Below are 26,660 nucleotides of genomic sequence, written 5' to 3'. Positions count from 1 at the left end.
GCACGGCTTCCGGGTGGGTCGTTGGCCAAGCAGTACGCCGACAGGTGGGCGGCGTTCGCGACGCCTGACCACCCGGTGGTGACGCTCTTCGGCTCCTATGACACGGGGAAGAGCTCCCTGCTGCGTCGCGTGCTCGTCGATTCCGGATCGCAGGTTCCGGATTGGCTCACGATCAGTGCCCGCCACGAAACCTTCGAGGTCAACGAGGTCGAGACCGCCGGCTACACCATCCGGGACACGCCGGGATTTGTCGTCGGAGCGGCGGACGCTCGCGGTCAGAACAACTCACAACGCGCCATGGCAGCGGTGGGACTGACCGACATCGGCATCGCCGTCCTGACACCGCAGCTGGCAACTGCCGAGCGCGACCTACTCCAGAAGGTCGTGGCCGAGGGGTGGCCGCCGGGTTCATTGTGGTTCGTCATCTCGCGATTCGACGAGGCAGGCGTGGACCCCGAATACGACCTCGACGAGTACCGCGAGCTGAGTGCTCGAAAGGTGAAGGAGCTCCGCGAGGTATTCGACCTGAGCGCGGAGGTTCCGGTTTTCGTTGTCGCGCAGGACCCTTTCCAGACGGCAGGCCCGGCCACCGACATCGACCGTGGGGAGTGGGACGCGTACAGGGACTGGGACGGGATGCGCGACCTCACAGCGTCCCTCGATGCGATCTCCCTCGCACAGGTGACCGCACTCCGAGAGGCGGCCGGCAGACGGCACTGGGGAGGCGTTCTGGCCGATGTCCTCGACGAGTTGCGAGGACAGTTGGTTGAATACAGGTCAAGCGCCGAAGTTGCCGCAACCGGCGTAGCGAGACGTGACGGCTGGAAAGACGAGCTGGATGCACTTGACCGAGCAGCCCGCGCAAGCCTCGACGGCCTCCTCATGGAGGTGGTGCGACAGGCTGATTCGGGGTTGGACACCGGATACCTGCAAGGGGCGATACCACGGCAGGCCGAACAGTGGTTCACAAAGTACGAAGGCCGCCTGGAGCGGTTGAAGCAGTCGATCGGCAAGGCCGCCAACCGTGAGCGAGCTCGGCCATCGTGGGAGAGCTTCGCTTCTCTGATCGTATCCGTAGGCGCGGAGTCGGACGCCAGCGTGAGCGAACCGAGGGAACAGATTGCTCCTCATGTGGAACAAATCGGCCAGATGCTGATCGGCGTTCTCAAGGCCGCGGACGGTCAGCGATCACAGCAGGCGAAGGCGCTCACGGCCAAAGCTGCGAGTGGCGCGAAGGCCGCCGGAGGATTGAACCGCCACATTGGGATCGCCGAAGCTGCGCTTCCGCTGGCGGTACACATCGCGAAATGGGTGGACGACAGCTCTGCAGACCGTGCGACGCAGGGCAGCGGCCGGTCGGCGCAGACAAGAGGCCCTCGACAGCTCGTCGACACCTGCACGGCACATGTGACCGCCATCTGGCAGCCCTTCGTCGACGACGTCAGGGACGTCATCGATGGGGAGACAGCCGACCAGGTTGCCCTCTACGGCGGCCTCTGCCGACTCGTCGAACAGTTGCAGGATTCCATCGCGGAGGGTGAAAGCCTGAATCCGATAGGGACAGTGCCGGTGCGGGAGCAATAATTCGCCGTCACCCTCATCGACCACGGTTCACATGCCTGCGTGCTGGAAGGTGAGGATGTTGTCGACGGCGATATTGGTGAGTGTCCCGTAGGTCAGTTCGTGGAGTGGGGGAGTTGCCGTCGAGGAGTTCGGTGGCTGTGAGCCACCAACTGGCGATACCGTAGGGGTCAACGGTGGCATGGAGGGCGCAGTTCGCGTAAGCGACGACGGGGTTGACTCGGTGCTGGTGGCGGTCGAGTCGGAACGCTGGATATAGGTCGCTGCTGGCTCTGTCGGGAAGCCCGATGACATGTCCACTGACCCGCGACTCACGCACCGTCGGCACCTGGTGCGAGGCGTCGTGGACAAGGATGGTCTCGACTTCATTCGCGGTCAATGGTCCAGTATGTCGCGGATGCACTGCTTGGAGAGGTCTGAGGCGGTGCTGCGTGCTACCTCGGCTCGCTGGTGGTGCTCGCAGCGAGAGGTGGAACGGGTGGGCTCGGCGTCCCGATTGCTTGCTGACATCTCGGACTCCCTCTATGTCCGGCGACCTACTCGGAATGGCTAGTGAAGCTGAATGGTGACGGTTCCTGCGCTGCGGATCAGAGGCGTCGCGGGCGGACAGGAGGGCGTGCTCGATTGCGTAGGAGGTGGTCCCCTTCGCGACGGGAGCCAGGTCTGAGTCGAGAAGTGTTACGGCAAGGCACCTTTCGACGGTGGCGATGAATTCCATGATGAGTAACGCTTACAGGCGGCGGGCGGCGGATGCCTCGGCGACATCGATGAGCAGTTGCCGGATCGGCTCGACGACCACCGCGCGCGAGACGGGTACACCGCGTGCGTCGAGGGTGACGCCGATGTCGGTGGCTGCCTCACCTCGGAGGGTCGGCTGCATCGTCCCGGGCAGCATGCCGTGGTAGTCGGCGAGCAGGTTCGCTTCAATGTCGGTGGCGATGTGCTCGGCTGTCGGCAGCAGCGTGGACCAGTCAGGGTCGGCTACGGAGTTCTGTTGCTGCGGTGTGGACGATGGAGGAGCCGTCTCAACGCGACCGCCCTCGACCATGGCACGGAACACCACGGTCCCGGCAACCCACCGGGGGATCTCCATTCCCTGACGACGGGTGTTTCGCACGACAACGCGCCGTGGGTCGTGGCCCACGGAGGTGAGCGCCTGATCGATGATCGCCTTCGAGTCGATGCTCCACCGGACGACCACGTCACAGGAGCCGAAGTAGCATCGTGCGGCTATGGGGGTTCGCCGGGCCAGGGCGGCTGTTTGCCGTCGATCGCGAAGGTCGCGTTGCCCGGATGGTGATGGTTGTCGGGATGGGGGCAGCCAGCACGCCGGTCCCGCCGCAGTCGTAGCAGTGACGGCGGGAGTGGCCGGTACCGGCGCACGTCGAGCAGTCGGGACTCGGCGCGTACGGACCCGCCGGTTCGGTGGTGGCCGCGTCGAGGTCGACGATCTTCGGTGGCCCCAGGTATATGCAATGGCATTCGCCCAGGACCTCCCCGGCGCCGCGGCAGTCGCTGCATTCACATTCGGACAGCGGCGGACGGTGACGCAGGAGACTGGTGGCGTCCTGGGCCAGCGCGTCGGCATGCCGGGCGATGACGTCTCGCACGGTTCGCGGCCACTTCTGGGCGGTATCCCGCTGGCGTCGGTCACCGAGATTGGCCCTGGGCTTGTGCGCAGCCGCGCCACTACCGATCTGATCGACAGAGTGCGGGTCCGAGGTGGCGCAGCAGGGCAGGTGCGCTCGAGAACGCCGGGCCTGACTGAAGTCGGCGTTCGGGTTGGTCGCTGATGTAGATGCGGTCACCGACGCTGAGCGATCGGTAGTCGGTGCCTCCGGTTTCCACCGCTTCCAACAGGCGGAACTGCAGTCCAGCGTCACCGAGTTCGAGTCCGATCCCGCCCCGGCGGCTGTATCGCGGGCCGAGCATCGTCACCGCGGAGGTGAGTGCTGCAGCGTCTGAGTCGGTCGATGGTTCGGATGATGTCATCCGTGCCCTCCGATCACATTCCTGCGGCGATGCGAACATCTAGGAAATGCCCGGGACGATCATTCGGACATGTGTTCGAGCATGTTCGAGTTCAGCTCTGCGTCGTCGGTGAGACCCTCCCCGGCGCGGCGGCCCTGAACCGGTCGGGAAGGTGAATCTGGGCGGATCTGCGGATCGGCAGGGATCGGTGTACGGCCGGGTCGGGGCTGCGGAATATCTCGGGAACCTATGGATCAAAGCTCTGGTCGGATCTGTGGTTTGGCTGGGCTGGCCTGGATTCGTGTACCGCCCACATTGAGCAGTTCCACGAACTGCACAGAACGAGGTCACGAACTCGAAAGAGATCGTGACCTCGTTTTTTGGGTTGTAGGCCAGGGAAATAGACCAGTTTGTGTGTTCGACGAGATCGACTTGAGCCTGCACCCGAACGCGGTGCGCTACCTTGTGGCACTTTTCACCGACATGCGCACCAACCCCAAACAAGCGCAGCTCGTGTTCACCACGAACGATGTGTCACTGCCGGCGCTGATCGCTGGTGAGGACGCCCGCCGTTCTGCGCGACACGAGGGGCATTTTCGTCGCGTTCAGCAACCCGTGCGTCGCGGTGTGGCCCATCCTGCACTTGTCGGACCACCGTGCCGCGATCACGAGCGCCCAGCACGGCACCGCCCTCGCGCGTGCCGCCTCGCTCGTAACCCTCGACGGATGAGCCGCGACCCCGGTCAGGCGGTGAGCTCCGCGAACAATGCCCGCGCCGCCCGCACGGTCGCGTCCTCGTCGCCGTCGATCACGGCACTCACCAGCGCGATGTGTTCGGACTCGAACGCGAGGCCGGTGACGCGGACGTGCCGGTCGATGGTGCGGCGGATCGACGGGAGCAGTGAGTCGTAGAACTCGAGATACACGGCGTTGTGGCTCGCCTCGACGATGCTGCGGTGCAGGGCGACGTCCGCGTCGACGGCGGCGTCGACGTCGGTGCCCGCGAACAGGTGGTTGCGTTCGGCGAGCAATCGTTCGAGGCGCGCCGCGTCGTCGGGGGTGCGGCGGCGGGCGGCGAGGACGGCGGCGGTGACGTCGAGGGCCTGCCGCAATTCCATGACGTCGTTCTCGTGGGCGGTCGCGAAGTAGGTGCCGAGGGTGCCGCCGATGACGGAGGTGGCGACGACGTACGTGCCCGAGCCCTGCCGGCGTTCGAGCAGACCGCTGTGCACGAGGGCTTGCACGGCCTCGCGGACGGTGTTGCGGCCGGTGCCGGTGAATTCGCTCAGTTGTGGTTCGGTGGGGATGCGGTCGCCGACGGCCCATCGTCCGCTGCAGATTTCGTGGCGCAACTGCTCGGTGACCTGCTCGATCAGGCTCGCGCGCCGAACCGGCTTTCCCAAATTCATCCCATCATCCTATGATTTTCGGTGTGAGTGTGCTGCGGGGTCGTCTGCTGGTGTTCGGTGCGATCGTGATGTCGGCCCTCGTGTTGCGGCTCGCGGTCACCTCGTTCAGCCCGCTCGCCTCGCAGATCGGCGCCGAGATCGGCTTCTCGTCCACCGTCGTCGGCGTGTTCGGCATGGTCCCGACCGCCATGTTCGCGGTGTTCGGCCTGGCCACGCCGATGTTCAGCCGCAGGCTCGGACTCGAACGGACCGCACTGCTCGCCATGCTGCTCGCGGGCATCGGCATGGCCACCCGCGCCCTGACGACCGAGACCTGGAGTCTGCTGATCCTGTCGGGTGTCGCGCTCGGCGGCATGGGAATGGGCAACGTCGTCATCCCCCCTCTCGTCAAGCGCTACTTCTCCGACCGGCTCGCGCTCGTCAGTTCCGTGTACATCGTGGGTGTGCAACTGGGCACCATCGTGCCCGCCTTCGTCGCAGTGCCCCTCGCCGATGCCTTCGGATGGCGCATCTCCATCGGCGTGTGGGCATTGGTCGGGTTCGCCGCGGCATTCCCGTGGATCGGAGTGTTGCTGCGTCGCCGCGGCGCCGACGCCGAGGACACGCCCGCCGCCGAACACCATGCCCCCGGCAAGGTGTGGCGATCGCCGGTGGGTTGGGGGATGGCCGGCATGTTCGGCATGACGTCGCTGACCACCTACTCGATGTTCGCGTGGATCCCCGACATCCTCGCCGACGCGGGCGCCAGCGCCGGATTCGCTGGTGCGATGGTCGGGCTGTTCGCCCTGCTCGGCCTGATCGCCGCGCTCGGCGGTCCCGCGTTGTGTATCCGGATGGCGAACCCGTTTCCGATCGTGATGGCCTGTTCTGCTTGCTTTCTCATTGCCTTCGCCGGTCTGTGGCTCGCGCCGATGAGTGTTCCCATCCTGTGGATCGTGCTGCTGGGATTGGGACCGAGCACCTTCCCGATCGCCTTGACCCTGATCAACCTGCGCTCGCGCACCCATGTCGGCTCCGCCGCGCTCTCCGGCTTCACCCAGGGCGTCGGCTACAGCGTGGCCTGTCTCGGTCCGCTGCTGTTCGGGGTGTTTCACGATCTCACCGGCGGCTGGACCGCGTCGTTCGCGTTCATGACCGCGGCCGTCGTGATCTTGTTGGTCGCCGCTTACCAGGCGTGCAAGCCCCGCATGGTCGAAGACAGCTGGCATGCCGGCAGACCCGAGGAAACCGCGGAAATAGGAGTCGGATAGCTGCGACCGCCGACAGAACCGAAGTGGCGGCCCGACTATCGGAGTTCCTGCACCCAGGGGTGGGCCGGGTCCATCCGGGCAACAACGTCGCGCAGCCACCGCCGCGCCCGAGCGTCGAGTCGTGGAAGGGCGATCTCGGCGTCGACTCGGTCCTTCTCCCGGACCTGTGCGGCCTTGAACATCAACGTCACCTCGGGACGCGCATACCGTAGGCCGTCCGGGGCGATCCAGGTGACGTCGTCGAGGTCTTCGGTATGTGTGCGGTGACGCTTGTTCGTCCAGCGGCCGTCGGTATCCGGGGTGAAGGGCACATCCAGCACCCACGGCGACCGCGCGTCGCGACGGACCCACACTTGGCTGTCGGGTGCGACTTCGGTGAATCGGGCGTCGAACGGGCGGAACCAGCCCTCGTCGACATTCCACGGTGTCCAGCGGTCGCCGAGGAAGCACCGGAACGCTTCGGCGTCGCTGGACAGGATCGAGACGTCCATGTCCTCGTGCGGGCGCGGCACGGTGGTGAACACTTCGATGCTCCACCCGCCGACGATCCACCACGGACGGTCGAATCCGTCCATGAACGCGGCGATGGTGGATGGGTCGAGGGGATCCCAGCCGCCGTACCAGCGGTCGAATTCGTCGGGTGGGAGCGAGCGGGCGGAGGGTGGCTGTGCAGTGGGCGGTGGCACAGTCGGGCAGATTACCGAAGAGCGCAATCGGTTTTCGTGGAACGTCGTCGGCCTGTGTGACAGGTCGGCGCAGGTCGGATCGGCGCGCGTGCACTGCCGATGCGCGACGGCAGACCGGGACCCTCAAACAAGAGTGAATACGATCTTGCCGACCGCATTGCCGGACCGCAGCCGGTGGGCGACCTGCCGAAACTGCTCGATGCTCACGGCCTGGTCGACGACGGGGTGGATCTCGCCGCGCGCGACCGCCGGGATCACCTCGGGGAGGAGCCCTGCGATGATCGCGGTCATCTCCTGGTCTCGGGTGAAACCGAAGGACACTCCGTGGACGGTCAGGTGTCGATAGGACAAGGGCGTCGAGGTCGATCGTCGAGGCCGGGCCGGCGAGTCGTCCGATGTTGACGACGTGCCCGTCGACCGCGGTTGCGGGCAGGCAGTCGGCGAACGTCTGCCCGGCCACATGGTCGAGCACCACGTCGGCGCCCCTGCCGTCGGTGGCGGCGAGGGTGGCCGCGGCCAGGTCGTGCTCACCTGTCACGATCACGACATCAGCCCCGGCCTTCGCGAGTAGATCACGCTTGGCGGCGGTGCGGGTGGTCGCGATCACCCGAGAAGCGCCGAGCGCCTTGGCCATCTGAACGCCGATCAGTCCGATACCGCTTGCCGCGCCGGTGCTGAGCACGGACTGACCGGCTCGGAACCCTGCGACGGAAAGAGCCCCGTGCTCGGTCAGCAGACCGGTCGGCAGGGCGCAGGCGATCTCGGGCGCGAGGCCGTCCGGGCGGGGCAGCACGAACCTGTGGTCGGCGACGACGTACTCGGCGAACGACGACGGGATCGATCCCATCACCGGATCGCCGATCCGCCAGTCCCAGGCGTCCGCACCGACCGCGACGATCTCTCCGGTCGTATTCGAATCCGGCGATGGATTCGTTGCCGTGCCCGCCGTGGGTGGGGTCGGCCTCGGCGAGCATCGGCAGGTCGGCGTTGTTCGTCGCTGCCGCCGAATTCCGGATGAGCACGTCACCCGGGCCGGGGCGCGGCACGGGAACGTCGTCGAGGACCCATTCGGGGCCGCGTCCGAGAAGTAGTGCCTTCATGGTGCCGGTCATGGCTACCAAAATGTGCGCTAGATGACTGATTCCTTGAAAGGGTCGCCGAGTTGTTCCCGTATGTGCCCGGCCAGTCCGGCTACCACAAACGTTTGAAGGCAGCACGAGGCTTGCTGTGCAAGGCAATTCGGATCCTGGCTGAGCTCTCGCCCTCGTGGTGTGACGATGTGTGGATCACCGATGCCACCCCCGTCCCGTGCGGGATGTTCCGCGCAACAGCGAAGCGATCGGACCTGGCCGGGCATGCCGGCTACGGCTACTGCGCGTCCCATTCCCGCTACTTCTGGAGTCTGAAGCTGTACCTGGTATGCGCCGGCGACGGCATGGGCGATCATGTGGGCGCTGGCGAACCCGAAGATCGGCGAACGGGAGGTCGTCGCCGCGATGCTCGAACGAGACCACCACCTGATCCGGTCGGGGCAGGTCCTGCTCGCCGACAAGGGATTTTCCGGCAAGGCGTTCGTCGTCGAGACCGCCGCACTCGGTGTGCGGTTGCTGCGCCCCGACCGCAAGGACGAGACCTACAAGAACGGGAACCTCGGTGGGGTGCGGCAGTGGATCGAATCGGTCAACGACACCCTCAAAGGCCAGCTCGGCCTGGAGGAACACGGTGGCCGGACCACACACGGGGTCTTCACCCGTGGCGCGCAGCGTCTGCTGGCGATGGCGGAAGGGATCTGGCACAACTGGAACATCGGTAATCCCGTCAAACGGTCGTTGATTGCCTTCGACCACTGACACTGATCAAGGAATCAGTCATCTAGACCGTCCGAACAATTGCTGCGACCGGCGGTGATGGCCTGTCCCGCGCGGGGACGGGTCGGAGCTGAGGGTGTTCGTCGTGTCGAGTCTGGATCTCGACCATGAGCAAGCAACCCCCGACCATCGGCAAGGATGTCGGCGGTTGCTCGGTCAGGAGCGAGGATTCCGCACGGATTCGGTCGTCGGACCGTGGATCGGGTCAGTAGTGGTAGCGGGTGGCGATGATGACCAGGGCACCGTCGATGACCTCGTAGACCAGGCGGTGTTCCTTGTCGATACGTCGAGACCACAGTCCTGACAGGGCGTGTCTGAGCCGTTCGGGTTTGCCGATCCCCGAGTACGGATCTCGTCGGCAATCCCTGATCAGCTCGTTGACACGCTTGAGCTGTTTTCTATCGGTCGAGATCCAGAACTGGTAGTCGTCCCAGGCTTCGTCGGTGAAGGTGATGTTCACTCGATGAGTTCCCTTTCGGTGTATTCACCTCCACGAGCCCTTTTCATGCTGGCTAGCAGTCGTTGGGCGTTGGCCGGGGACTGCATCAGGTACGAGGTCTCGAGCATGGCGTCGTAGTCATCCTTCGACATCAGGACGGCATTGCCCCGCTTGGATACGATTTCCACAGGGGTGTGGTCCTCGTTGACCTGTTCGACCAGCGGAAAGAAGTTTTTCCTCGCTTCGGAAGCAGTGATGGCGGTCATAGATACTCCTTCCCCGGAGCCTCTCGGTTCAGCTCGTGGACCGGTACATTAAACGGTACCACTTCGGTACAGTATTCGGTACCAAAAGGTTCGGGGTTCTGCTTTCGTTCCCTCTGCTCGTCCATCTGTCGGCGCCGTGCTCCGGGTGTACGCACGCAGGCTCGTCTCCGGATGTCACGCGGGAGTGACGTGCTTCTAGAAATATGCGTTGAGCTGCGGTGATGGCACGTCCCGGGTGGGATCGCTAGCTGCTGGTGTCCGACTGATCGGTCGCCCGGGTGCGCCGGCGTGGCTTGCGCAGGTCGGTACGCGCGCCGCGGCCGGGCCGGTTGCGGGCCCACTCGACGATCTCGCTGCGCTTCCACAGGGGTGTGTTGCCGATCTTCTCAACCGGCTTGGGGGCGTGGCCTCGGTTGACGTAGGAGTGGAAGGTCACCGGCTTGATCTCGTCGCCGGTTTCCTCTTTCAGTACCTCGACGCATTGCTGAGCCGTGAGGCGGTTCGGGTTCGCCATCGCTTCTGGCCTTTCGTTTCTCGGGCACGGTCATCGCGGGTGTGCCGGGGTCCGGTTCTCGAAACTTTACATATCAGGATTGCTTTGTGGATACGTGTGTGCGCCTGGAGCAATGATCAGAACCTGTGGATCCCGGGAGGGCGTGCCTTTCCGGAAGATGATCTGCAGGGAATCGAAAATTCTGATCAAGACCAGCGTTGGCGCGCTGGCGGGAAGGCACGCCCGTGCTCACGGGAGTGGACAACAACGACGACTCCAACGCGACCGCCGCAGGCAGGTCGCTGCTCGACGAGATCGTCCTTGGGCGGCGCCCGTCAGATGCTCGCCGCCGCACTGCAGCGGGCGCGGTCACCGTGAAAGCCCCGCGGGTCAACGACAAGCGCGTCGACCCGGACGCCGGTGAGCGGCAGAAGTTTTCGTCGGCGATCCTGCCGGCACGGGTGCGCAAGTCCCCGCAGATGAACGAGGTGCTGCCGCTGCTGTACCCGCAAGGGTTGTCGACCAGCGAATTCGGTCCGGCGTTGGAGCAGTTCCTCGGATCCGGTGCCGGGCTGTCTGCGGCCTCGATCACCCGACTGACCGCGCAGTGGCAGGACGAGGCGAAGGCGTTCCAGGATCGGGACCTGTCGGGCACCGATTTCGTGTATCTGTGGGTCGACGGCATCCACCTCGAGGTCCGGCTCGAGCGGGAGAAGTTGTGCCTGCTGGTGATGATCGGGGTCCGCGCAGACGGACGCAAGGACCTCGTCGCGCTCACCGACGGCTATCACGACGCCGAGCAGCAGCTCGTCGTCTGGACCGCCGAGTCGGGTAGTCCCACCCACGACGCCCTGCGATTCCTCGCCTCCTGGGCTGCGAGCCAGGACCACGACCCGGCGCGGGCTCGAGGTTGCGGTCAGGACGGCTGTTTCCCACCGGCGTGAAATCGTGCGTCGATCTGTTCGAGCACGGCTACCACCGACGTGAGGTCGGCGTCCGGCGGGATCACTGGTGCAAGCGTGCGGATCCACCCGGCCCGCAGCATCTCGATGTTGACCGCGGCCTTCGGTGTCGGGAACACCCGGACCGCCCGGCGGTCGTCCGGGTCGGGAGAGCGCAGGATCAGGCCCTTCGCGTCGAGGGCACGTAATGCGGCGCTCATGTTGCCGCTGCGCAGACCCAGTTCGGAGGCGATCTCGGATGGACCGATCCCGGGATGCCGATCGATGCACCGCATCACAACGGCCTCCAGGTTGCTCAGTGGCACGAACGACTCGTCGTCGATCTCGTGAGCGGTGATCTTGCGGGCGATCGTCAGGATGAGATCGGCCAGGTCGGAAATTTCGGAGTCGTCGGTGTGCATACTGCCCTTCTCCAATGTATCTCTGTTAATATAGCTATGTTCCTATAGCTAAATGGAGTAGCTCATGTCCGTCACCAGTCCACCGCATCCGAGCCCCCCGCCAACCACCACGTCACCGACCACCACGTCGTCGACCATCTCGCTGCCCCTCCTCATCACGCTGGCGTTGCTCTCGGCGGCCGCACCGTTCGCCACCGACCTCTATCTTCCGGCCTTTCCCGACATGGTCTCGGACCTCACCACGACGACCACGGGCGTACAGCTGTCGCTGACGACGTTCCTCATCGGCGCCGGGATCGGGCAGGTGGTGTTCGGCCCCCTCTCCGACCGTGTCGGACGCCGGACACCCTTGATCGTCGGCAGCATCCTGTATGTGCTCGTCGGAATCGGCGCGGCGATGGCACCGACGATCGGGGTTCTGGTGGCATTGCGCTTCCTTCAGGGCCTGTTCGGTGCTGCGGGAATGGTCATCGGCCGGGCGATCATCTCCGACCGGGCACACGGCGCGGATGCCGCTCGCGCCTTCAGCCTCATGATGCTCGTGGGCGGCATGGCGCCCATCGTGGCTCCGGTGCTGGGTAGCGTGCTCACCGAGACGATCGGCTGGCGGGGACTGCTCTGGATCGTGGTGGCGCTCGGCGTGATCGCCGCAGTCGCGGTGCTCGTGGTGGTGCGCGAGACCCGCACACCCGAGGCCATCCGCGAGGAGCAGACCGAAGGCTCGACGGGGGTGCTGCGCGAGCTGACCTCGCGCCGCTACCTCGGCAATGCGTTGGCCTACGGGTTCAGCTTCGCCACCATGATGGCCTACATCTCGGCGTCCCCGTTCCTCTATCAGGACATGATGGGGCTGTCGACGCTCCAGTACGGCCTCGCGTTCGCCCTCAACGCGACAGCTCTGGCGGTGGTCAGCGCGGTGGCGGCCAAGCTTGCCGCCCGCATCAGCGCCGCCCGCTTGGCGGGCATCGGATTGGGCCTGAACCTGCTGGCCATCCTCGTTCTGCTGGCAATGGTCCTCGCCGACGTCACGCCCGTTCTGCTCGCCGCGCCGATCCTCGTCGCAGTGGCCTCACTCGGTCTCGTGCTCGGCAACACGACCGCACTGGCGCTCGATTCAGCGCGGCACGCGCCCGGCGCAGCGTCGGCCGTGCTGGGTCTGCTGCAGTTCGGCCTGGCCGGTGCCGTCAGCCCGCTCGTCGGCATCGGCGGTGAGCAGACCGCACTGCCGCTGGCAGTGGTGATGGTCGTGGCCGCCGTCGTGGCGTGCGCCGGCTTCGCGATTGCGAGTCGACGGTCACGATAGATCGGTATGGCACCACGGCCGGGCGACCGCAGGATCGCCTGGCCGTGGCGGCCTGCATCAGGAGTCGGTAGAGATCAGTTGTGGTCTGCGCAGATCCGGGTATGGCCGCTGTCGGCGGTCAGGTCGATGCCGTTGAGGTTCTCGTTCATCTCGACGCGGTGGTCGGGTGCCAGGCCTCGGGAATTTCGAGGCCGAACGAGTCGAAGTCGAGCTCATCCGGGACCATCGTCATGCCCTGCTCGAGTGCGTCGATCCGGGCGATATCCTCGGCGGAGAGTTCGAAATCGAACACATCGAAGTTCTCGGCAATACGCGTCGGGTGCACCGACTTCGGGATCACCTGGCGTCCCGACTGGATGTGCCAGCGCAACATGATCTGTGCGGGGGACTTGTCGTGTGTTTGTGCGATCGCGACGATGGTGTCGTTCGTGAGGGGCGTGTCGCCGTTGCCGTACGTGCGCAGACCACCGATGGGTGACCACGCCTGCGTGAGGATGCCGTGATCACGGTTGAACGCCTGCAACTCTCGCTGCTGCGTGTACGGATGCACCTCGATCTGGTTGACCGCCGGGACGACGTCCGTCTCGTTCAGCAGTCGCTCCAGGCGTACGGGCAGGAAGTTGCTCACGCCGATCGCGCGGACCTTGCCATCGGCGAGCAGGGTCTCGAGCGCCTTGTACGCCTGGATCGTCTTGTCGAACGCCTTCGGGTGGGCCTGGTGCAGGATCAGCAGGTCGATCCGGTCGATGCCCAGCTTCGCCGAGCTCTTCTCGAACGCATGCAGGGTCTGGTTGTAGCCGTAGTCGACGACCCAGACCTTCGTCTCGACGACGATATCGGAGCGGTCGAGTCCTGAACGCTTCAGCGCCGTGCCTACGCCTTTCTCGTTCCCATACGCGGCGGCGGTGTCGATGTGGTGATAGCCGGTCTCGAATGCGGTCTGCACCGCTTCTGCTGTCTCGTCGGGCGGGGTCTGGTAGACGCCGAATCCGATCTGCGGGAGCGTGACGCCGTTGTTGAGGGTGAAGTGAGGTTGTGCGATTGTCATCGTCGATTCCTTCCGAGATCCTATCGACCAGTAAGTGGACCTTCTTTATCCACATATTCACGGTATCACTCATGCGGATTTGATCTCGTCCGGTTGTGGCAACTTTTTCCGCAGATCGACGATCCGACGTGCGATCCACATCCGCCGGCGAAGGGCCGGCTGAAGGTCTATCCCGACAGCACCTCTCCCTCGGCACCGTCTTCGATACGGATTTTTGATATCCGGGTAGCTAGAGTATCCATTATATGGATATTGTCCATCCGTTTGATGTATCGTTGCGTCATGACCTCGACGAGTGCGACCGATCGAAAGCTGCGCAAGGACGCGGCGCTCAACCGCGAACGTCTGCTCGTTGCCGGTCGCGAGTTGTTCGCGCAGCGCGGGTTGGGCGTCACGCTCAACGACGTCGCCCACCATGCGGGTGTCGGCGTCGGAACTGCCTACCGACGGTTCGCGAACAAGGACGAGCTCGTCGACGCGATCCTGGAACGCCAGAACGAGGAGATCGAGCAGATTCTGCGTGCCGCTCTGGACGAGCCGGACCCCTGGGTCGGGCTGGTTCGCTACCTCGAGCAGTCCTTGGCTCTGCAGGCGCGGGATCGCGGGATGGCGCAGATTTTCGCCGGCCGGCACGGCCGTCCTGCGAAGTACGACGAGAGCCGAGACCGCCTCGCCCCCTTGGTTGATCGTGTGGCAGAACGTGCCCGATCGGCAGGGGTGTTGCGCGCCGACGTCACCGGCACCGACCTGATTTTCCTGCAGATCGCATTCAGTGCCGTGGCAGTGGTGGCGCAAGACGGCCCGGTCCTCGACGGCCGCGACGACGTCGAGCAGCTGTTCCGCCGGTACCTGTGGATCGCGATCGACGGACTCAGGGCGCACCCCGGTGCCCGGTCGGAGTTGCCGGTTCCACCGTTGACGACTGCCGAGGCACACACACTGCTCCAACCGGAGCGGACCGGGCAGTCGGCCGGGAGCCCCGGCGAGACGATCGAGGACCGAGACCGAGGCGTGTCATGACCGGATCGCAGCCCGACCACATCGCGGTCCGAGGTGCTCGGGTACATAATCTGCGCGGAATCGACGTCGATGTACCGCTGCGCTCCCTGGTCGGGATCGCCGGGGTATCGGGCTCCGGCAAGTCCTCGCTGGCGCTGGGAGTGCTGTACGCCGAAGGGTCCCGCCGCTACATCGAGGCCCTGTCCACCTACACGCGCCGCCGGATGTCCCAGGCACCCCGTGCAGCGGTGGACTCGATCGAGCACGTGCCCGCAGCGCTGGCGTTGCGGCAACGCCCTGGTGTGCCGAACATCCGCTCCACCTTCGGCACCTCCACCGAACTGCTGAACGTGCTGCGGTTGATGTTCTCCCGGCTCGCCACACACGTGTGCCCCAACGGACATCGGGTGCCACCGACGATCGACGTCGCCGCCGAGGTCGCGTTCAGCTGCCCGACGTGCGGCGAACAAGTACATCCGCCGAGCGCCGAAGACCTGTCCTTCAACTCCACCGGCGCGTGCCCCGGCTGTCAGGGCACCGGCGTCGTGCGCGCGGTCGACGACGCGGCGCTCGTCCCCGACCCCACCAAGACCCTCGACGGCGGGGCCGTGCTCCCGTGGCAGATGTTCGGGTTCAACGTGCAACCCGACATCGCCCGTGAGTTCGGCGTACGCACCGACGTGCCCTGGAACGAGCTGACCGACGACGAACGGCAGATCGTGCTCGACGGTCCGGAAGAGAAGAAACACATCGTTGTCACCAGCAAGAAGGGGATCCATGAACTCGACTTCACCTTCCGCAATGCTCGGCTGACGGTCACCGCGGAACTCGAGCGCGCCGACACGGAGAGGCGGCTGTCCAAGGTCGGTCGCTTCCTTCGTGAAGGTGTCTGCCCCGACTGCCAGGGCAGCCGACTCGCCCCCGCAGCACGGGCACCGCGGATCGGCGAGCTCAACCTGGCGGAGGTCACCGCGAAGACCCTCGACGACGTGCTTGCGTGGATACCCGATGTTCCCGCAACGTTGCCGGCCGACATGCAGGGCATGGCCCGCGCACTGACCGAGACCGTGCTCGACATGGCACACCGATTGGTGCAACTGGGCCTCGGCTACCTCACCTTGGACCGAGCAGGCTCGACCCTGTCCACCGGCGAGCGACAGCGCGCCCAATTGGCCCGGGCCGTCCGCAACCGCACCACCGGCGTCCTCTATGTTCTCGACGAGCCGTCCATCGGCCTGCATCCGGTCAACGTCGACGGTCTGCTCGGGGTGATGCGCGACCTGCTCGCCGACGGCAATTCGGTGGTCTTCGTCGACCACGACGTGCAGGTTCTCCGGGAGGCGGACCGGCTGATCGAGATCGGCCCAGGCTCCGGCACCGAAGGCGGCACCGTCATCGCCGATGCTGCGCCCGGTGCTCTCGCAGACGCCCCCGGCTCGCTTCTTGCGGGCTTCCTCACCGGCGACGAACCAGTCGTTGTCCGCGCCACAGCCGATCCGGCGAACGTATTCGCCCACGGGACGATCCACCTCGCGACCGATGCCATCCACACCGTTCACCCCCTCGACATCGACATCCCACTCGGCCGGCTGACTGCGGTCACGGGAGTCTCCGGATCGGGCAAGAGCACGCTGATCCTCGAATCCCTGGTCCCCGCTCTGCACGCACGGTCCGGCACGGACCGCGCGGCGGTTCCGGCGCACGTGCGGGAGCTCACGGCACCGGACGGCATCAGAGTCCATGTGGTCGACGCGACCCCGATCGGCCAGAACGTCCGCTCCACGGTGGCCACCTATTCCGGGGTGATGGACGAATTACGCAGGGCGTACGCCGACACCGACGCGGCCCGCGACGCCGGACTGGCCGCATCCGACTTTTCCTACAACACCGGCTCATTGGCCTGCCCACGATGCGGTGGCACCGGTGAAGTCTCCCTCGACGTGCAGTTCCTCCCCGATGTCGACATCGTCTGCCCCGACTGCGACGGGAGCCGCTTCGCGCCCCGTGCAGACGCGTACCTCCGCGACGGCATCTCGCTGCCGGCTCTGCTGCGCTGCACGGTCCGTGATGCCGCGGCGCACACCGCCGATCTGCCGCGGGTGCGCCGTCGGCTGTCCGGCCTGGACGAGTTGGGGCTCGGATACCTCACTCTCGGCGAGGCGACCCCCTCGCTGTCCGGCGGCGAGGCACAGCGTTTGAAACTTGTGAGCCAGATGCACCGCGACCAGGCCGATGCGGTGTTCGTGCTCGACGAACCGAGCGTGGGGCTGCATCCACTCGACGTCCGCGTGCTGCTGACCGTGCTGCAGAGTCTCACCGACCGCGGTGCCACCGTCATCGTGATCGAGCACGATCTCGACCTGATCGCGAACGCCGACTACCTGATCGATCTCGGTCCCGGCGGCGGGGACGAGGGCGGCCGGGTCGTCGCCACCGGAACACCGCGTGAGGTCGCGCACGATCCTGCATCGCTCACTGCGCCGTATCTCGCCCGACATCTGCGAAGTGATGAAACGATTCGTACAAAGGAGGCAACACCGTGCAGAAGAACCAGCCGACACCGACGGTGAAAACACCCGCGGCCAACTTCACCGGCGATGTGTACCTGAACATGCTGTTCGACGGCGACGGCACCTCGGAATTGACCTGCGGCCTGGTCCGTTTCACGCCGGGTGCCCGCACGAATTGGCACACCCACGCCAACGGTCAGTTGCTGGTCTGTACCGACGGGGTCGGCTTGGTCGGCTCCCGCGGCGGCGACACCGTCGCCCTGCGTGCCGGGGAGAGCGTATGGATTCCCGCGGACGAGGAGCACTTCCACGGCGGCACGGCACAGACGATGATGTGCCACTACGCGATCGTCGACGGCTCCGGCCCCGAAGATGCCACCACGTGGCTCGAACCGGTCGCCGACTCCGACTACACCGCGGCACACCATGCGGCGGGAGTGGACCGGTGACGGCGACGAGCGACGACGCCCGACGCAACCGCACCGAGCTCTTCGGCGAGCACGCCTCGACTCTGGCTCGCACCGACCCGGAAATGGCCGACTACTTCGACAACTTCACATACGACGAAACGCTTTCCGATGCAGCCGTATTGGATGAATCGCTCGACGTGCGGACCCGATTGCTGGTGCAACTCGGCGCGACACTCGCGGCGGGCGGACTGAGCCAGTTCCGGGTCCTCGCCGCCGCCGGCATCGAACTGCCGCTGCCCGGCCGGTCCTCGTCCACTCCGGAAACACGCGTGGAATTCGGCAAGAGCGTGCAGGCGCAGATAGTCGGCGGTCGCGACGCGGTGGAGAAGCGGATCGCCGCCGCCCGGCCCGCCTGCTGGCCGTGCTGACGGTCCTGGTGCCGTTCATCGGCTACGGCGCTCACGAACTGGTCTCCACCGCACGCCGTCGTTGACATCCGAGAAAGGAAGAACTGTGAGTACCTGGAACGAGAACGATCGTCGCTCCCTCGAACGTGTCGGCGAGATCCGCGTCGCAGGCCGGCGCCGCGACGGAACGGTGCGGACCCCGGTGATCGTGTGGCACGTCGTCGTCGACGGTGACGTCTACGTCCGCTCCGTGCGGGGCTCCGACGGACAGTGGTATCGCGGCGTACTCCGATCCCTGGAGGGCACCATCAGCTGGGACGGGACGACCCGCGACGTCACCTACATCCCGGACGATTCGGCCGACGACGCCGTGGATGTGGCCTATGCCGCCAAGTACGGCGAGAGTTCCGCGACCCGTTCGATCACGAGTCTCGACGCGCGTGCCACCACCTTGCGGGTGGAACCGCGATAGGCACCCACCCCGAGGTACGTCACCGCCGTACGGGTGCCTCACTCAACGTCCGGCCGGTGACGAAGTGTCGCGGTATCTCGGACAGAGGATCGGTGAATTCCAGTTCCCGAGCGAGCAGTTGGAGCGGGAGGCCGTGATCATCCGGTTCCTCGGGTAGCAGGTCGGGATACCAACGGTCGCCGAGAATACCGGCGCCGAGCGCCGCCAGATGCACCCGCAATTGGTGCATCCGCCCGGTGTGCGGGCGCAGGATCGTGTGCAGCACCGCGCGGCCGGACACACTCGAACCGGTCGCCGCCACGTCGATCACCGTCTCGGAGTTGGGTTCGCGCGACGGATCGACGACGACCCGCAGTTCGCCGCGGCGCGATTCGATGTGGTTGCGGTAGACGACGGGCACGGCGCGGCCGGCCAGCACGGGTGCGTCGTCGTCCCAGTCGGCAGGCAACGCCGACACCGCCTCGTAGACCTTCCCGACCTGTCGCTTCTCGAACAGGGACTGGTAGGCGCCGCGCGTCGCGGGCCGCGCCGAGAACATCACCAGGCCGGCGGTCGCCCGGTCGAGTCGGTGGATCGGCGTCAGATCCGGGTTGTCGAGGCGCGTCCGCAGACGCACGAGCGCCGACTCGCGCAGATAGCGTCCGCCCGGTGTGGTCGGCAGGAAATGGGGTTTGTCGATCACCACGAGATCGTCGTCGATGTGCACGATCGTCTCGCGGAACGGCACCGGGTCTTCTTCGGGGAGGTCGCGGTAGTACCAGACGAATAGGTGCGTGCCCAACGCTGCGGTCCGGTCGACCGGACCGCCGTCGGCACCGACGATCTGTCCGGTGTCGAACCGTCGGCGCAGGTCGTCGGGGTCCAGGTGGTCGAATTTCGCGACCACGTACTCGGCGATCGTCGCCCACGGGCCGGCGACGGGAACGCGCAGTCGGGTGGGTCCGATCCCGTTCCGGACGGGCAGCGGTGAGGGCATCGGCACACGCGTCATCATCCCACCGAGTGGCGGGCGTCGAGTATCGCGGGCGGCGTGCGGCATGATGTTTCCGGCACGGGCCGAGCGGTACATCGAATGGGAGTGTCATGAACGGCTGGGCGTTGTCGATCGACTTCGGCACATCCAATACCGCGGCGGCGCACACCAGCGCGGTGTCGGGGCGTATCGAAACGTTGGCGTTGACCCATCACGGCTACTTGCTGCCCTCGTCCGTGGCGATCGGCGCCGGGGGAACGGTCCTGACCGGAGCCGCGGCGGCCGCGGAAGCCGACCGGAATCCCGCGGTGTTCGTACCGTCCCCGAAACGACTTGTCGGGCAGGTTTCGTCGGTGCGGATCGGCGGTGCCGACATCGCCGTCGAGGCGATGATCTCCGGGGTTCTCGCCACCGTCCTCGATCGGGCGTTGGCGGCGCACAACCGGCAGATGCCGAGCCGGGTGGTGCTCACTCACCCGGAGGCGTGGTCCCCCGGTCAGATCGCGGTGCTCAGGAACGCCGCCGCCCGTGCGGGCATCGACCCGCGGATCGTCATCACGGTGTCCGAACCGCGGGCCGCGGCGCACCACTACAGTCGTGCTGCCAGCACCGAACCCGGTACGAAGCTGGCGGTGTTCGACTTCGGCGGCGGCACCCTCGATGTCGCGGTCCTCACCGCGACCGGCGCGGGCACGTTCGAGGTGGTCGCTGCTCGCGGCGACAATGGTCTCGGCGGCAAGAACTTCGATGCGCGGTTGCATCGGTGGGTCGAAGCAGCACTGGCCGACGAGTCGGAGGCTGCGCATGCGCTGCGCGCCGCCCCGATGCACGTGCAACGGGCGGTCGACGAGCAGGTTCGGCGGGCGAAGGAACTGTTGTCGGAGTCGCCGAGCGCGTCGATTTCCGTCGACACCGGCCGGTACCGGAAGACGGTCACCATCACCCGTGCCGAATACGAAGAGTTGATCGCGGGGGACATCGACAAGGCCGCAACGCTGGCCCGGACCACGTTCACCGATGCGGGTGTGATGCCGGGTCAGCTCGCGGCGTTGTATTTGACCGGGGGGTCGGCGCGCACCCCGCTGGTCCACGCGCGTATCGGGCAACTCGGCCCGATCGCCACACTCGACGATCCGAAAACTGTTGTTGCACAAGGTGCTCTGCTCGCTGTTGATCGGTCTCCGGTCGCGGATCGTGTGGTGGCGCCGCAGCCCGCGCCGACGTGGGTCATGCAGAACCCGGTCCCTGCGCCGGGGCCGGCGTCGTCGTTCTCGGCCCCGGAGCCGGCTGCACCGGCACCGGGACGCCGGACGTGGCCGATCGTGGTGGCGTCGGCTGTCGCGGTCGCTGTTGCGATCGGGGCCGCGGCCGCGGTGGTGTGGAGCAATTCCGGAACCGACACCGCCGACGCGGACGCCGCGGTGACCGGCACGCTCACCACCACCCAGCAACTTCCGGCGACCGACGTTTTACAGGTCGGCACCGACATCGCACCAGGCGAATACGCGGTGCGCCCCCTGGATTCGTCGGGCGGCTACTGGGAACGACTGTCCTGCCTCGGCGGAGCCACCGACTGCATTCTCGAGAACGCCGTCGTGGAAGGAAATGGCTACGTCAAGGTCGCGCCCGACGACTTCGCGCTCGGTCTGCGGAACCTGCAGCTCACGCCCATCGCCGGCGCACCGACCACGACGACCGCAACCACGACCACGACGACGACGACTCGGGCGACTCCGGTCGAGGCCAATCCGGACGACTACCGCAGCGCCGACCAGACCACCTACTATTTCGTCTCCGAAAACAGCAGATTCGAGTGCGCGATCCTCATGAGGAGCGATCCGATCGTCGGTTGCCAGGGCACGATGCCCGAGAACGCCCCGAAAGTGGCGGGCAGTGGCGCCCCCGACGCGTTGGTACCCCCGAACTCGGTGGTCATGGCCGTGGCGGCGCGTCCCGAGTTCGTCAGCATCGGCGACATCATGTTCATGGATCCGGACCGGCTGGCGCTGACCCTGCCGTACGGAGAGTCACTGATCGTCGGGCCGTTCACCTGCTCCGCTGCCGAATCGGCCGGTATCACATGTGGGGCAGGCAAGCACGGATTCACGGTGTCCGACAGCGATCACGAGATCTGGTGATCGGGCAACGCGGGTGATCAAGTGGTACGACGGGGGAGTCGGTCTTCCGACGAACGTCCTCGATCGGCCCTATCATGTGCGAATGACGTGGGTTCACCACTCGAAGGAGGACGCTCGTGTTCGCTCGTATTTTCGCGACCGCCGCAATCGCAGTCGGGGCCCTTCTGACAGCAACCGCGGTGGCCTCGGCGGAACCCGCCGACGACCCGTACGGTTTCAATGCGGTTCGTGACCGCACCGACTACTTCGTCGCACCTCTCGACCCCGGCGCTCTGATCGGTGTGAACGTCTACAAGCCGATCATCCTGAGCCCGTACGGCGCCGCCCGCACCATCGAATGTCGCGGCGACGGGCACTACGTGCAGATCCACGAGTGCGTTCAGTACGACACGAACGATGTTCCGCACGACCTACGGCTGATTCCCAACCCGATCCGTCCGATCTACGTGTACTTCTGACCTTCCTGATACGAAAACTGTTGGTGCTCAGTCGTTCATCGGTGGGTGCCTCGGTACCAACGGCCGTAGGATGCCGAATGCCGCGACGGCGACGGTCACCGCTGCGGCGACGACAGCACCCGGAAGCGGTGTGACAACGCTGATCACGATCCCCGGGCTCGATGGGGGATATCCGTTCGACCACGCCAACTCCACCGGCGCGGTGGGAGCGGAAACCGCGAAGAACGTCATCGCGAGCGGAAGTGTCGCGGCGCTCAACGGTCGGCGGATGCACCGTGGTGGTGGACAGGACAGATGCGACGGAAAGCCCGAGTATGCCCGGCAATACCAACGCATACGCGGCGATCATCACGTGACCGGCACTGCCGCCGCTCGGAAGCAGTCCGGTGGCGGTCACGACGACGAGCAGCGCCAACCCCACCGGCAGCGCCACGCTCGGATATCTCCGCCCGGTAGCGGCTCCCGCGAGCAGGAAGACACCGCCGAGGAGCCACCGTTCCGAGCCGGTGGAATAAGAAACCTGACCGATCGTCACAGCGGCGAATGCCAAGCCCAGCAATAATACTCGCCCATGTAGAGTGGGAAGCCACCATGCTGCACCGATGACCGCGGCGACCGCGAGGACGACCGCGAGCGTCCATGAGATCGGCCCCGACTCGGTGGAACCGAGGACGATGTACAGCATCAGGAAGATCACGGGCAGGCCAATTCCGGCGAGCACCGACCGGCGGTCCACAGCCGAACCGGGCGGGTTCGTCGTGAAGATCACCGCGCCGAGAACCACCACCGCGGCGATCAGGATCGGTAGTGGAACGGTGGCTGCGACATAGAATGGTTCACCCGGCAGCGTGACCGCCCACCGGTCGGTCGGGACGCGCCACAGCCCGGTCACCCCGAAGAACATCGTTGCGGCGAGTACGCCGATGGACAGGGCGACCAACCGATCGCGACTCCCGGCCGCTGTGTAGCCGGCCGCGGCGAGCAACAACCCTGCACCGATCGCGTTGATGGTGCCGGCCGGCGCGGTCGCCACCGAGGCGATATCGGGCGCGCCGATCGCCACCGCGCCCGCGAGTGTCGTCATCGCGACCGCAGTTCGATTTCCGCTGTGCAGCAACGCCGCCAGCGTGCCGCCCGCGGTTACTGCCGCGACCGTCCCGGCCCATTGCGGGGTGACGAAGATGCCGGTCCATCCGAGGTGGGTCGCGTATTCGAAGTCGAACGCCGCCGACTCCCGGATCGCGAACGCGGCGAGCGCACCGCTGCCGAAGAGTACAACTAGAGCAAACCAGCGAACAGTAGGTGCCACAGGCAGAACCGTAGCGGCATTTCGTCGCTACCGGCCAGCGGCTCAGACCCCGTGTGCCCTTTGGGCCGTCGGAGGGGTCACAAAGGCACACGGGGCATCACCTATCCGGGTGGCGATCCCGTCGAGCATCGTGGCAAGTGCCGTGGCGAAGACATCGTCGAGGTCGAGGTCCACGCTGCCGCCGAGGAACACGTGCTCCGCGTACGGGTAGTACCCGGACGTGATCAGTGCGACGCCTCGCTCGTGGCGGCGACGGACCCACCGGTCCGCGTCCAGACCCGTCGCGGCCTGCTCGTGTGTCTCGGCTTCGAGGCTCGCCGCCGTGCCGTGCACGAGGTTGAACAGCGTGACATGCAGCAGGAACGCGGTTTCCGCGTCGAAGCCGAGTTCGGTGAGAACCCGCAGGGGCCACTCCGAATAGCGCAACTGGTTCGGCCCGGCGTGCGGCCTGGTCAGCGACGACGTGCGCGCCAGCCAGGGATGCTGCCGATATACCTTCCACAGCGCGACGGCGGACAGTTCGAGTTGTTCCCGCCAGGTTCGATCCGCAGGGTCGGGCAGCGCGATGTCACCGAAGGCGCTCTCCCGCATGAGCAGCAGCAATTCCTCCTTGTTCGTCACATGCCGGTACAGCGACATCGGTGCGATACCGAGGTCGGCGGCGATCCGCCGCATCGACAGCGCCTCGATACCTTCGGTGTCTGCTATCCGCAGGGCACACAGAACGATCGGACCGTGCCGCGTGTGCGGCGGCGACATCGGTGGATCGTTCGCGTCTGTACCGGACTGCTCGGCGACCACGGTCCCCACTCCGGGCAGCATGCGAACGAGTCCTTGGTTGCGTAGCTCGGTGAGGGCTTTCGTCGCCGTGGCCATCGCCACGCCCCACTCCGAGACGATCTTCCGGGTCGAGGGCACCGGTTGCCCCGGTCGTAGTGCGCCCGACGTGATGCGGTCGCGGAGTGATTCGGCGATCTGCAGATACGGCGGGGTCATGGGGTTCCTTCGCTCACTGTACTAGTGCGGTGCGTACGTAGATTCTGATACGTGCCGATCGTACTAGTGCACATACTGCGATATCGAGGCACTTTTGTCGATGCACCACTGGTAGTGCACACGCGTACATCGTAATTTGGACGGTAGATCGAGAGGACGTCCATCAGATGTCCCGCGAGCGAGGAGTCCGACATGACCCGCACAAACACCGCCTTGATCAGCGGAGCCGGCATCGCCGGTCCGGCACTCGCCTACTGGCTCCACACGTACGGATGGACCGTCATCGTCGTCGAATCGGCACCGGGCATCCGTCCCGGCGGTCAAACGGTCGACCTGCGGGGCGCGGGTCGCACCGTCGTCGAGAAGATGCACCTGATGCCGGTCGCCCGTGCGGCCTCATTGGATCAGAAGGGCATCACGTGGGTCGACGCTGCGGGCCGGCACCGTGCCGAGATGCCGGTCGACGCCTTCGGCGGACACGGCATCGTCAGCGAAATCGAAATCCTCCGAGGCGATCTCGCCGGCCTCCTCTACACTGCCACCGCCGATCACGCCGAGTATCTCTTCGGCACCCGAATCACCGCACTTACCGGCACCGCCGATGCGGTGACCGCCACGCTGTCCGACGGAACCACCCGGACAGTCGATCTCGTCGTGGGAGCGGACGGCCCGCATTCGGCGGTGCGACGCATGGCCTTCGGCCCCGAGGAGCGTTTCGTACGGCCTGTCGGCGGCTATACCGCGTGGTTCACGGCCCCGAGTGCGGTGGGGACGGACGGTTGGTACGAGATGTTCCAGGCGCCGGGCGGGCTGGTCGCCTCCATACGCCCGGATCGCGACCCGGCGACGATGAAGGCGTCGCTGGCATTCGCGTCGAAGCCGCTGGTCTACGATCGGGACGATCTCGATGCCCAACGCCGCCTGATCGCCGAGAGGTTCGCCGGTGCCGGTTGGCATGTCCCGGTGCTGGTGGATGCCGCCCGGGCTGCCGACGATTTCTATCTCGACGCGATCGTGCAGGTGCACATGGATCATTGGTCGCGAGACCGGGTCGTGCTTGTCGGCGACGCCGGGTACTGCCCGTGCCCCCTGACCGGCATGGGTACGAGTCTCGCACTCGTCGGGGCATACGTGCTGGCCGGGGAACTTGCCGACGCGCACGGCGACCACCGTCGCGCGTTCGAGCGGTACGAAACGACCATGCGCCCGTATGTGAAACGGGGACAACAGATGCCGGGTGGCGGAATGAGGATGTACGCACCTGCGAGCGCACTCACGATTCGTGCCGGGCAGTTGCTCACCCGCGCGATGACGAGTCGCCTCGGTCGGCCCATCGCGCGGCGCCTCTTCTTCGCCCCGGACGGTGTGCCTTTTGGGCCGTCGGAGGGGCCACAAAGGCACACGGGTGTTGGCCACGTTCAGGCGGTGTAGCCCAGTTCCTTCAGCAGCGCCGTACCCTGATCGACGGTGCGGCTGGGGAACTCGACGAGCAATCCGCGGGACGTGTCGACAAGTTCGAACGAGGTGACCGAGCCGTTCGTGGTGTATCGGACGACACGGTTCCCCTCGGGTGACGTGATCGTGGTGGAATCGTCGGTCATGTTGTCCCGCAACTCGATCAGATGCGACCGCGCGTACTTGTCGTCGCGCCATGCGGTGACACCCAGGTAGTCGCTCGGTTCCATGCCGATCGCCTTGCCGAGACCCGAGTTCACGTTGATCAGGCAACGCACCTGCAGTGCGTCGTTCTCCGACGTACCCGACTTCGCGCACGTGCTCGACGACATGACGAGTTTCGACGGCAGCAGCGCGGTCACGTCGTCGGTGGATTCGCTGATGAACGTCGAGTCCGCGGTCGCGGCGGGAGCGGAACTGTCCAGAGGTTCCGTTCCGTCGACCACGGCGAGAGCGCGGGCCGATGCGGTCGCGGCCGCCGGGGCCGTATCCGGTCGGGTGACGAAGAATACCGCCCCGGCGGCGACGAGAACGGCCGCGACCGCGGCACCGGCCACCGCCAGCGGCTTACGAGATTTCTTCGGTGCCGCGGAACGAGGAGACGCCGGGACGGGACCGCGCACCCCGACCGGAGGAACCGGCTGGGGCCGACCGGCCCCCCGGGCGAGAATCTCGGTGTCGCGCAGCAGAATCGGATCGGTGGCGCGTCCGCCGGAGACGAACCCCGCAGCGCCCTTGGCCACCACCGTTTTCGGGTCGTCCAACGTCGCGATCGGACCGAGCTCCGCCAACCGCCGATGCACATACGGGATCCGCGACGAACCACCGGTCAGATACAACGCCTGCAACCCACCCC

The 26,660-nt window shown here is 66.1% G+C and carries 23 protein-coding genes and 4 pseudogenes; 13 read left to right on the top strand and 14 right to left on the bottom strand.

Going from position 1 to position 26,660, the window contains the following annotated elements; translation table 11 throughout:
• Positions 1-21 precede the first annotated feature (21 nt).
• Positions 22-1,584 (top strand): GTPase domain-containing protein, encoded by a 1,563-nt coding sequence (locus WAX14_RS06910; RefSeq protein ID WP_422627349.1) that lies wholly within the window; start codon positions 22-24, stop codon positions 1,582-1,584.
• Positions 1,585-2,311: 727 nt separating this feature from the next.
• Here WAX14_RS06910 and WAX14_RS06905 read toward each other — a convergent pair.
• On the bottom strand, positions 2,312-2,782 hold the full coding sequence (locus WAX14_RS06905) for a hypothetical protein (RefSeq protein WP_422627348.1): 471 nt from the start codon (positions 2,780-2,782) through the stop codon (positions 2,312-2,314).
• A gap of 1,326 nt (positions 2,783-4,108) precedes the next feature.
• Here WAX14_RS06905 and WAX14_RS06900 point away from each other — a divergent pair.
• Positions 4,109-4,282, top strand: a complete 174-nt coding sequence (locus tag WAX14_RS06900) for a hypothetical protein (protein WP_422627347.1) — start codon at positions 4,109-4,111, stop codon at positions 4,280-4,282.
• Between the two features lie 13 nt (positions 4,283-4,295).
• On the opposite strand, the gene WAX14_RS06895 is transcribed toward WAX14_RS06900, so the two are convergent.
• Positions 4,296-4,961, bottom strand: coding sequence for a FadR/GntR family transcriptional regulator (locus WAX14_RS06895; RefSeq protein WP_422627346.1), 666 nt, complete (start codon positions 4,959-4,961; stop codon positions 4,296-4,298).
• An 11-nt stretch (positions 4,962-4,972) separates the two neighbouring features.
• On the opposite strand from WAX14_RS06895, the gene WAX14_RS06890 reads away from it, so the two are divergent.
• On the top strand, positions 4,973-6,211 hold the full coding sequence (locus WAX14_RS06890) for an MFS transporter (protein ID WP_422627345.1): 1,239 nt from the start codon (positions 4,973-4,975) through the stop codon (positions 6,209-6,211).
• A gap of 35 nt (positions 6,212-6,246) precedes the next feature.
• Here the strand turns inward: WAX14_RS06890 and WAX14_RS06885 are convergent, their stop codons facing one another.
• The 3 genes and pseudogenes from WAX14_RS06885 to WAX14_RS06875 all read right to left on the bottom strand — a co-directional run.
• The gene (locus WAX14_RS06885; protein ID WP_422627344.1) at positions 6,247-6,897 is read right to left on the bottom strand and encodes a nucleotidyltransferase domain-containing protein; all 651 of its coding nucleotides are present in this window, start codon (positions 6,895-6,897) and stop codon (positions 6,247-6,249) included.
• 123 nt (positions 6,898-7,020) lie between these two features.
• Entirely contained in the window at positions 7,021-7,218 is a 198-nt protein-coding gene (locus tag WAX14_RS06880) for a zinc-binding dehydrogenase (protein ID WP_422627343.1), read from the bottom strand.
• A gap of 85 nt (positions 7,219-7,303) precedes the next feature.
• Positions 7,304-7,531 (bottom strand): annotated as a pseudogene (locus tag WAX14_RS06875) (zinc-binding dehydrogenase); the annotation flags it as partial.
• 528 nt (positions 7,532-8,059) lie between these two features.
• On the opposite strand from WAX14_RS06875, the pseudogene WAX14_RS06870 reads away from it, so the two are divergent.
• Positions 8,060-8,747, top strand: a pseudogene (locus tag WAX14_RS06870) (IS982 family transposase); the annotation flags it as partial.
• A 223-nt stretch (positions 8,748-8,970) separates the two neighbouring features.
• Here the strand turns inward: WAX14_RS06870 and WAX14_RS06865 are convergent.
• From WAX14_RS06865 to WAX14_RS06855, 3 genes are all read right to left on the bottom strand, one after another.
• Positions 8,971-9,225 carry a Txe/YoeB family addiction module toxin gene (locus WAX14_RS06865; protein WP_422627342.1) on the bottom strand — a complete coding sequence of 85 codons (255 nt, stop codon included), beginning with the start codon at positions 9,223-9,225 and terminating at the stop codon, positions 8,971-8,973.
• Positions 9,222-9,470 (bottom strand): type II toxin-antitoxin system Phd/YefM family antitoxin, encoded by a 249-nt coding sequence (locus WAX14_RS06860; RefSeq protein ID WP_422627341.1) that lies wholly within the window; start codon positions 9,468-9,470, stop codon positions 9,222-9,224. The genes WAX14_RS06865 and WAX14_RS06860 overlap by 4 nt, the downstream gene beginning before the upstream one ends.
• 244 nt (positions 9,471-9,714) lie before the next feature.
• Entirely contained in the window at positions 9,715-9,984 is a 270-nt protein-coding gene (locus WAX14_RS06855; protein ID WP_422627340.1) for a helix-turn-helix transcriptional regulator, read from the bottom strand.
• 281 nt (positions 9,985-10,265) lie between these two features.
• On the opposite strand from WAX14_RS06855, the pseudogene WAX14_RS06850 reads away from it, so the two are divergent.
• Positions 10,266-10,766 (top strand): annotated as a pseudogene (locus tag WAX14_RS06850) (transposase); the annotation flags it as partial.
• Positions 10,767-10,879: 113 nt separating this feature from the next.
• Here the strand turns inward: WAX14_RS06850 and WAX14_RS06845 are convergent.
• On the bottom strand, positions 10,880-11,326 hold the full coding sequence (locus tag WAX14_RS06845; protein WP_422627339.1) for a MarR family winged helix-turn-helix transcriptional regulator: 447 nt from the start codon (positions 11,324-11,326) through the stop codon (positions 10,880-10,882).
• 64 nt (positions 11,327-11,390) lie between these two features.
• On the opposite strand from WAX14_RS06845, the gene WAX14_RS06840 reads away from it, so the two are divergent.
• Complete coding sequence (locus tag WAX14_RS06840) at positions 11,391-12,629, top strand: multidrug effflux MFS transporter (protein WP_422627338.1); 1,239 nt, start codon at positions 11,391-11,393, stop codon at positions 12,627-12,629.
• Positions 12,630-12,774: 145 nt separating this feature from the next.
• Here WAX14_RS06840 and WAX14_RS06835 read toward each other — a convergent pair whose 3' ends face one another.
• On the bottom strand, positions 12,775-13,677 hold the full coding sequence (locus WAX14_RS06835) for an aldo/keto reductase (protein WP_422627337.1): 903 nt from the start codon (positions 13,675-13,677) through the stop codon (positions 12,775-12,777).
• A 282-nt stretch (positions 13,678-13,959) separates the two neighbouring features.
• Here WAX14_RS06835 and WAX14_RS06830 point away from each other — a divergent pair, with 282 nt between their 5' ends.
• The 5 genes from WAX14_RS06830 to WAX14_RS06810 all read left to right on the top strand — a co-directional run bounded on the left by WAX14_RS06830 (position 13,960) and on the right by WAX14_RS06810 (position 18,475).
• Positions 13,960-14,697, top strand: a complete 738-nt coding sequence (locus tag WAX14_RS06830; RefSeq protein ID WP_422627336.1) for a TetR/AcrR family transcriptional regulator — start codon at positions 13,960-13,962, stop codon at positions 14,695-14,697.
• Entirely contained in the window at positions 14,694-17,246 is a 2,553-nt protein-coding gene (locus tag WAX14_RS06825; RefSeq protein ID WP_422627335.1) for an excinuclease ABC subunit UvrA, read from the top strand. Before WAX14_RS06830 ends, WAX14_RS06825 begins: the two co-directional genes overlap by 4 nt.
• Positions 17,216-17,635, top strand: coding sequence for a (R)-mandelonitrile lyase (locus WAX14_RS06820; protein ID WP_422627334.1), 420 nt, complete (start codon positions 17,216-17,218; stop codon positions 17,633-17,635). Before WAX14_RS06825 ends, WAX14_RS06820 begins: the two co-directional genes overlap by 31 nt.
• Positions 17,632-18,024 carry a hypothetical protein gene (locus WAX14_RS06815; RefSeq protein WP_422627333.1) on the top strand — a complete coding sequence of 131 codons (393 nt, stop codon included), beginning with the start codon at positions 17,632-17,634 and terminating at the stop codon, positions 18,022-18,024. The genes WAX14_RS06820 and WAX14_RS06815 overlap by 4 nt, the downstream gene beginning before the upstream one ends.
• Before the next feature lie 85 nt (positions 18,025-18,109).
• A complete protein-coding gene (locus tag WAX14_RS06810; protein ID WP_422627332.1) occupies positions 18,110-18,475 on the top strand; it encodes a DUF2255 family protein in 366 nt (121 codons plus the stop codon).
• Between the two features lie 19 nt (positions 18,476-18,494).
• Here WAX14_RS06810 and WAX14_RS06805 read toward each other — a convergent pair whose 3' ends face one another.
• Positions 18,495-19,469 (bottom strand): pseudouridine synthase, encoded by a 975-nt coding sequence (locus tag WAX14_RS06805; RefSeq protein WP_422627444.1) that lies wholly within the window; start codon positions 19,467-19,469, stop codon positions 18,495-18,497.
• A gap of 89 nt (positions 19,470-19,558) precedes the next feature.
• Here WAX14_RS06805 and WAX14_RS06800 point away from each other — a divergent pair, with 89 nt between their 5' ends.
• Complete coding sequence (locus WAX14_RS06800) at positions 19,559-21,586, top strand: Hsp70 family protein (RefSeq protein ID WP_422627331.1); 2,028 nt, start codon at positions 19,559-19,561, stop codon at positions 21,584-21,586.
• A gap of 300 nt (positions 21,587-21,886) precedes the next feature.
• On the opposite strand, the gene WAX14_RS06795 is transcribed toward WAX14_RS06800, so the two are convergent.
• Both WAX14_RS06795 and WAX14_RS06790 read right to left on the bottom strand, forming a co-directional pair.
• The gene (locus WAX14_RS06795) at positions 21,887-23,353 is read right to left on the bottom strand and encodes a hypothetical protein (RefSeq protein WP_422627330.1); all 1,467 of its coding nucleotides are present in this window, start codon (positions 23,351-23,353) and stop codon (positions 21,887-21,889) included.
• Positions 23,354-23,395: 42 nt separating this feature from the next.
• Complete coding sequence (locus WAX14_RS06790; RefSeq protein WP_422627329.1) at positions 23,396-24,349, bottom strand: TetR/AcrR family transcriptional regulator C-terminal domain-containing protein; 954 nt, start codon at positions 24,347-24,349, stop codon at positions 23,396-23,398.
• 192 nt (positions 24,350-24,541) lie between these two features.
• Here WAX14_RS06790 and WAX14_RS06785 point away from each other — a divergent pair, with 192 nt between their 5' ends.
• Positions 24,542-25,780 carry an FAD-dependent monooxygenase gene (locus WAX14_RS06785; RefSeq protein WP_422627328.1) on the top strand — a complete coding sequence of 413 codons (1,239 nt, stop codon included), beginning with the start codon at positions 24,542-24,544 and terminating at the stop codon, positions 25,778-25,780.
• Here WAX14_RS06785 and WAX14_RS06780 read toward each other — a convergent pair.
• Positions 25,768-26,660, bottom strand: a pseudogene (locus WAX14_RS06780) (Hsp70 family protein); the annotation flags it as partial. The gene WAX14_RS06785 and the pseudogene WAX14_RS06780 sit on opposite strands and share 13 nt — an antisense overlap.

Source organism: Rhodococcus sp. (in: high G+C Gram-positive bacteria), assembly GCF_049299235.1.
Lineage (GTDB): Bacteria > Actinomycetota > Actinomycetes > Mycobacteriales > Mycobacteriaceae > Rhodococcus.
This window is presented reverse-complemented; position numbering and strand designations above follow the sequence as displayed.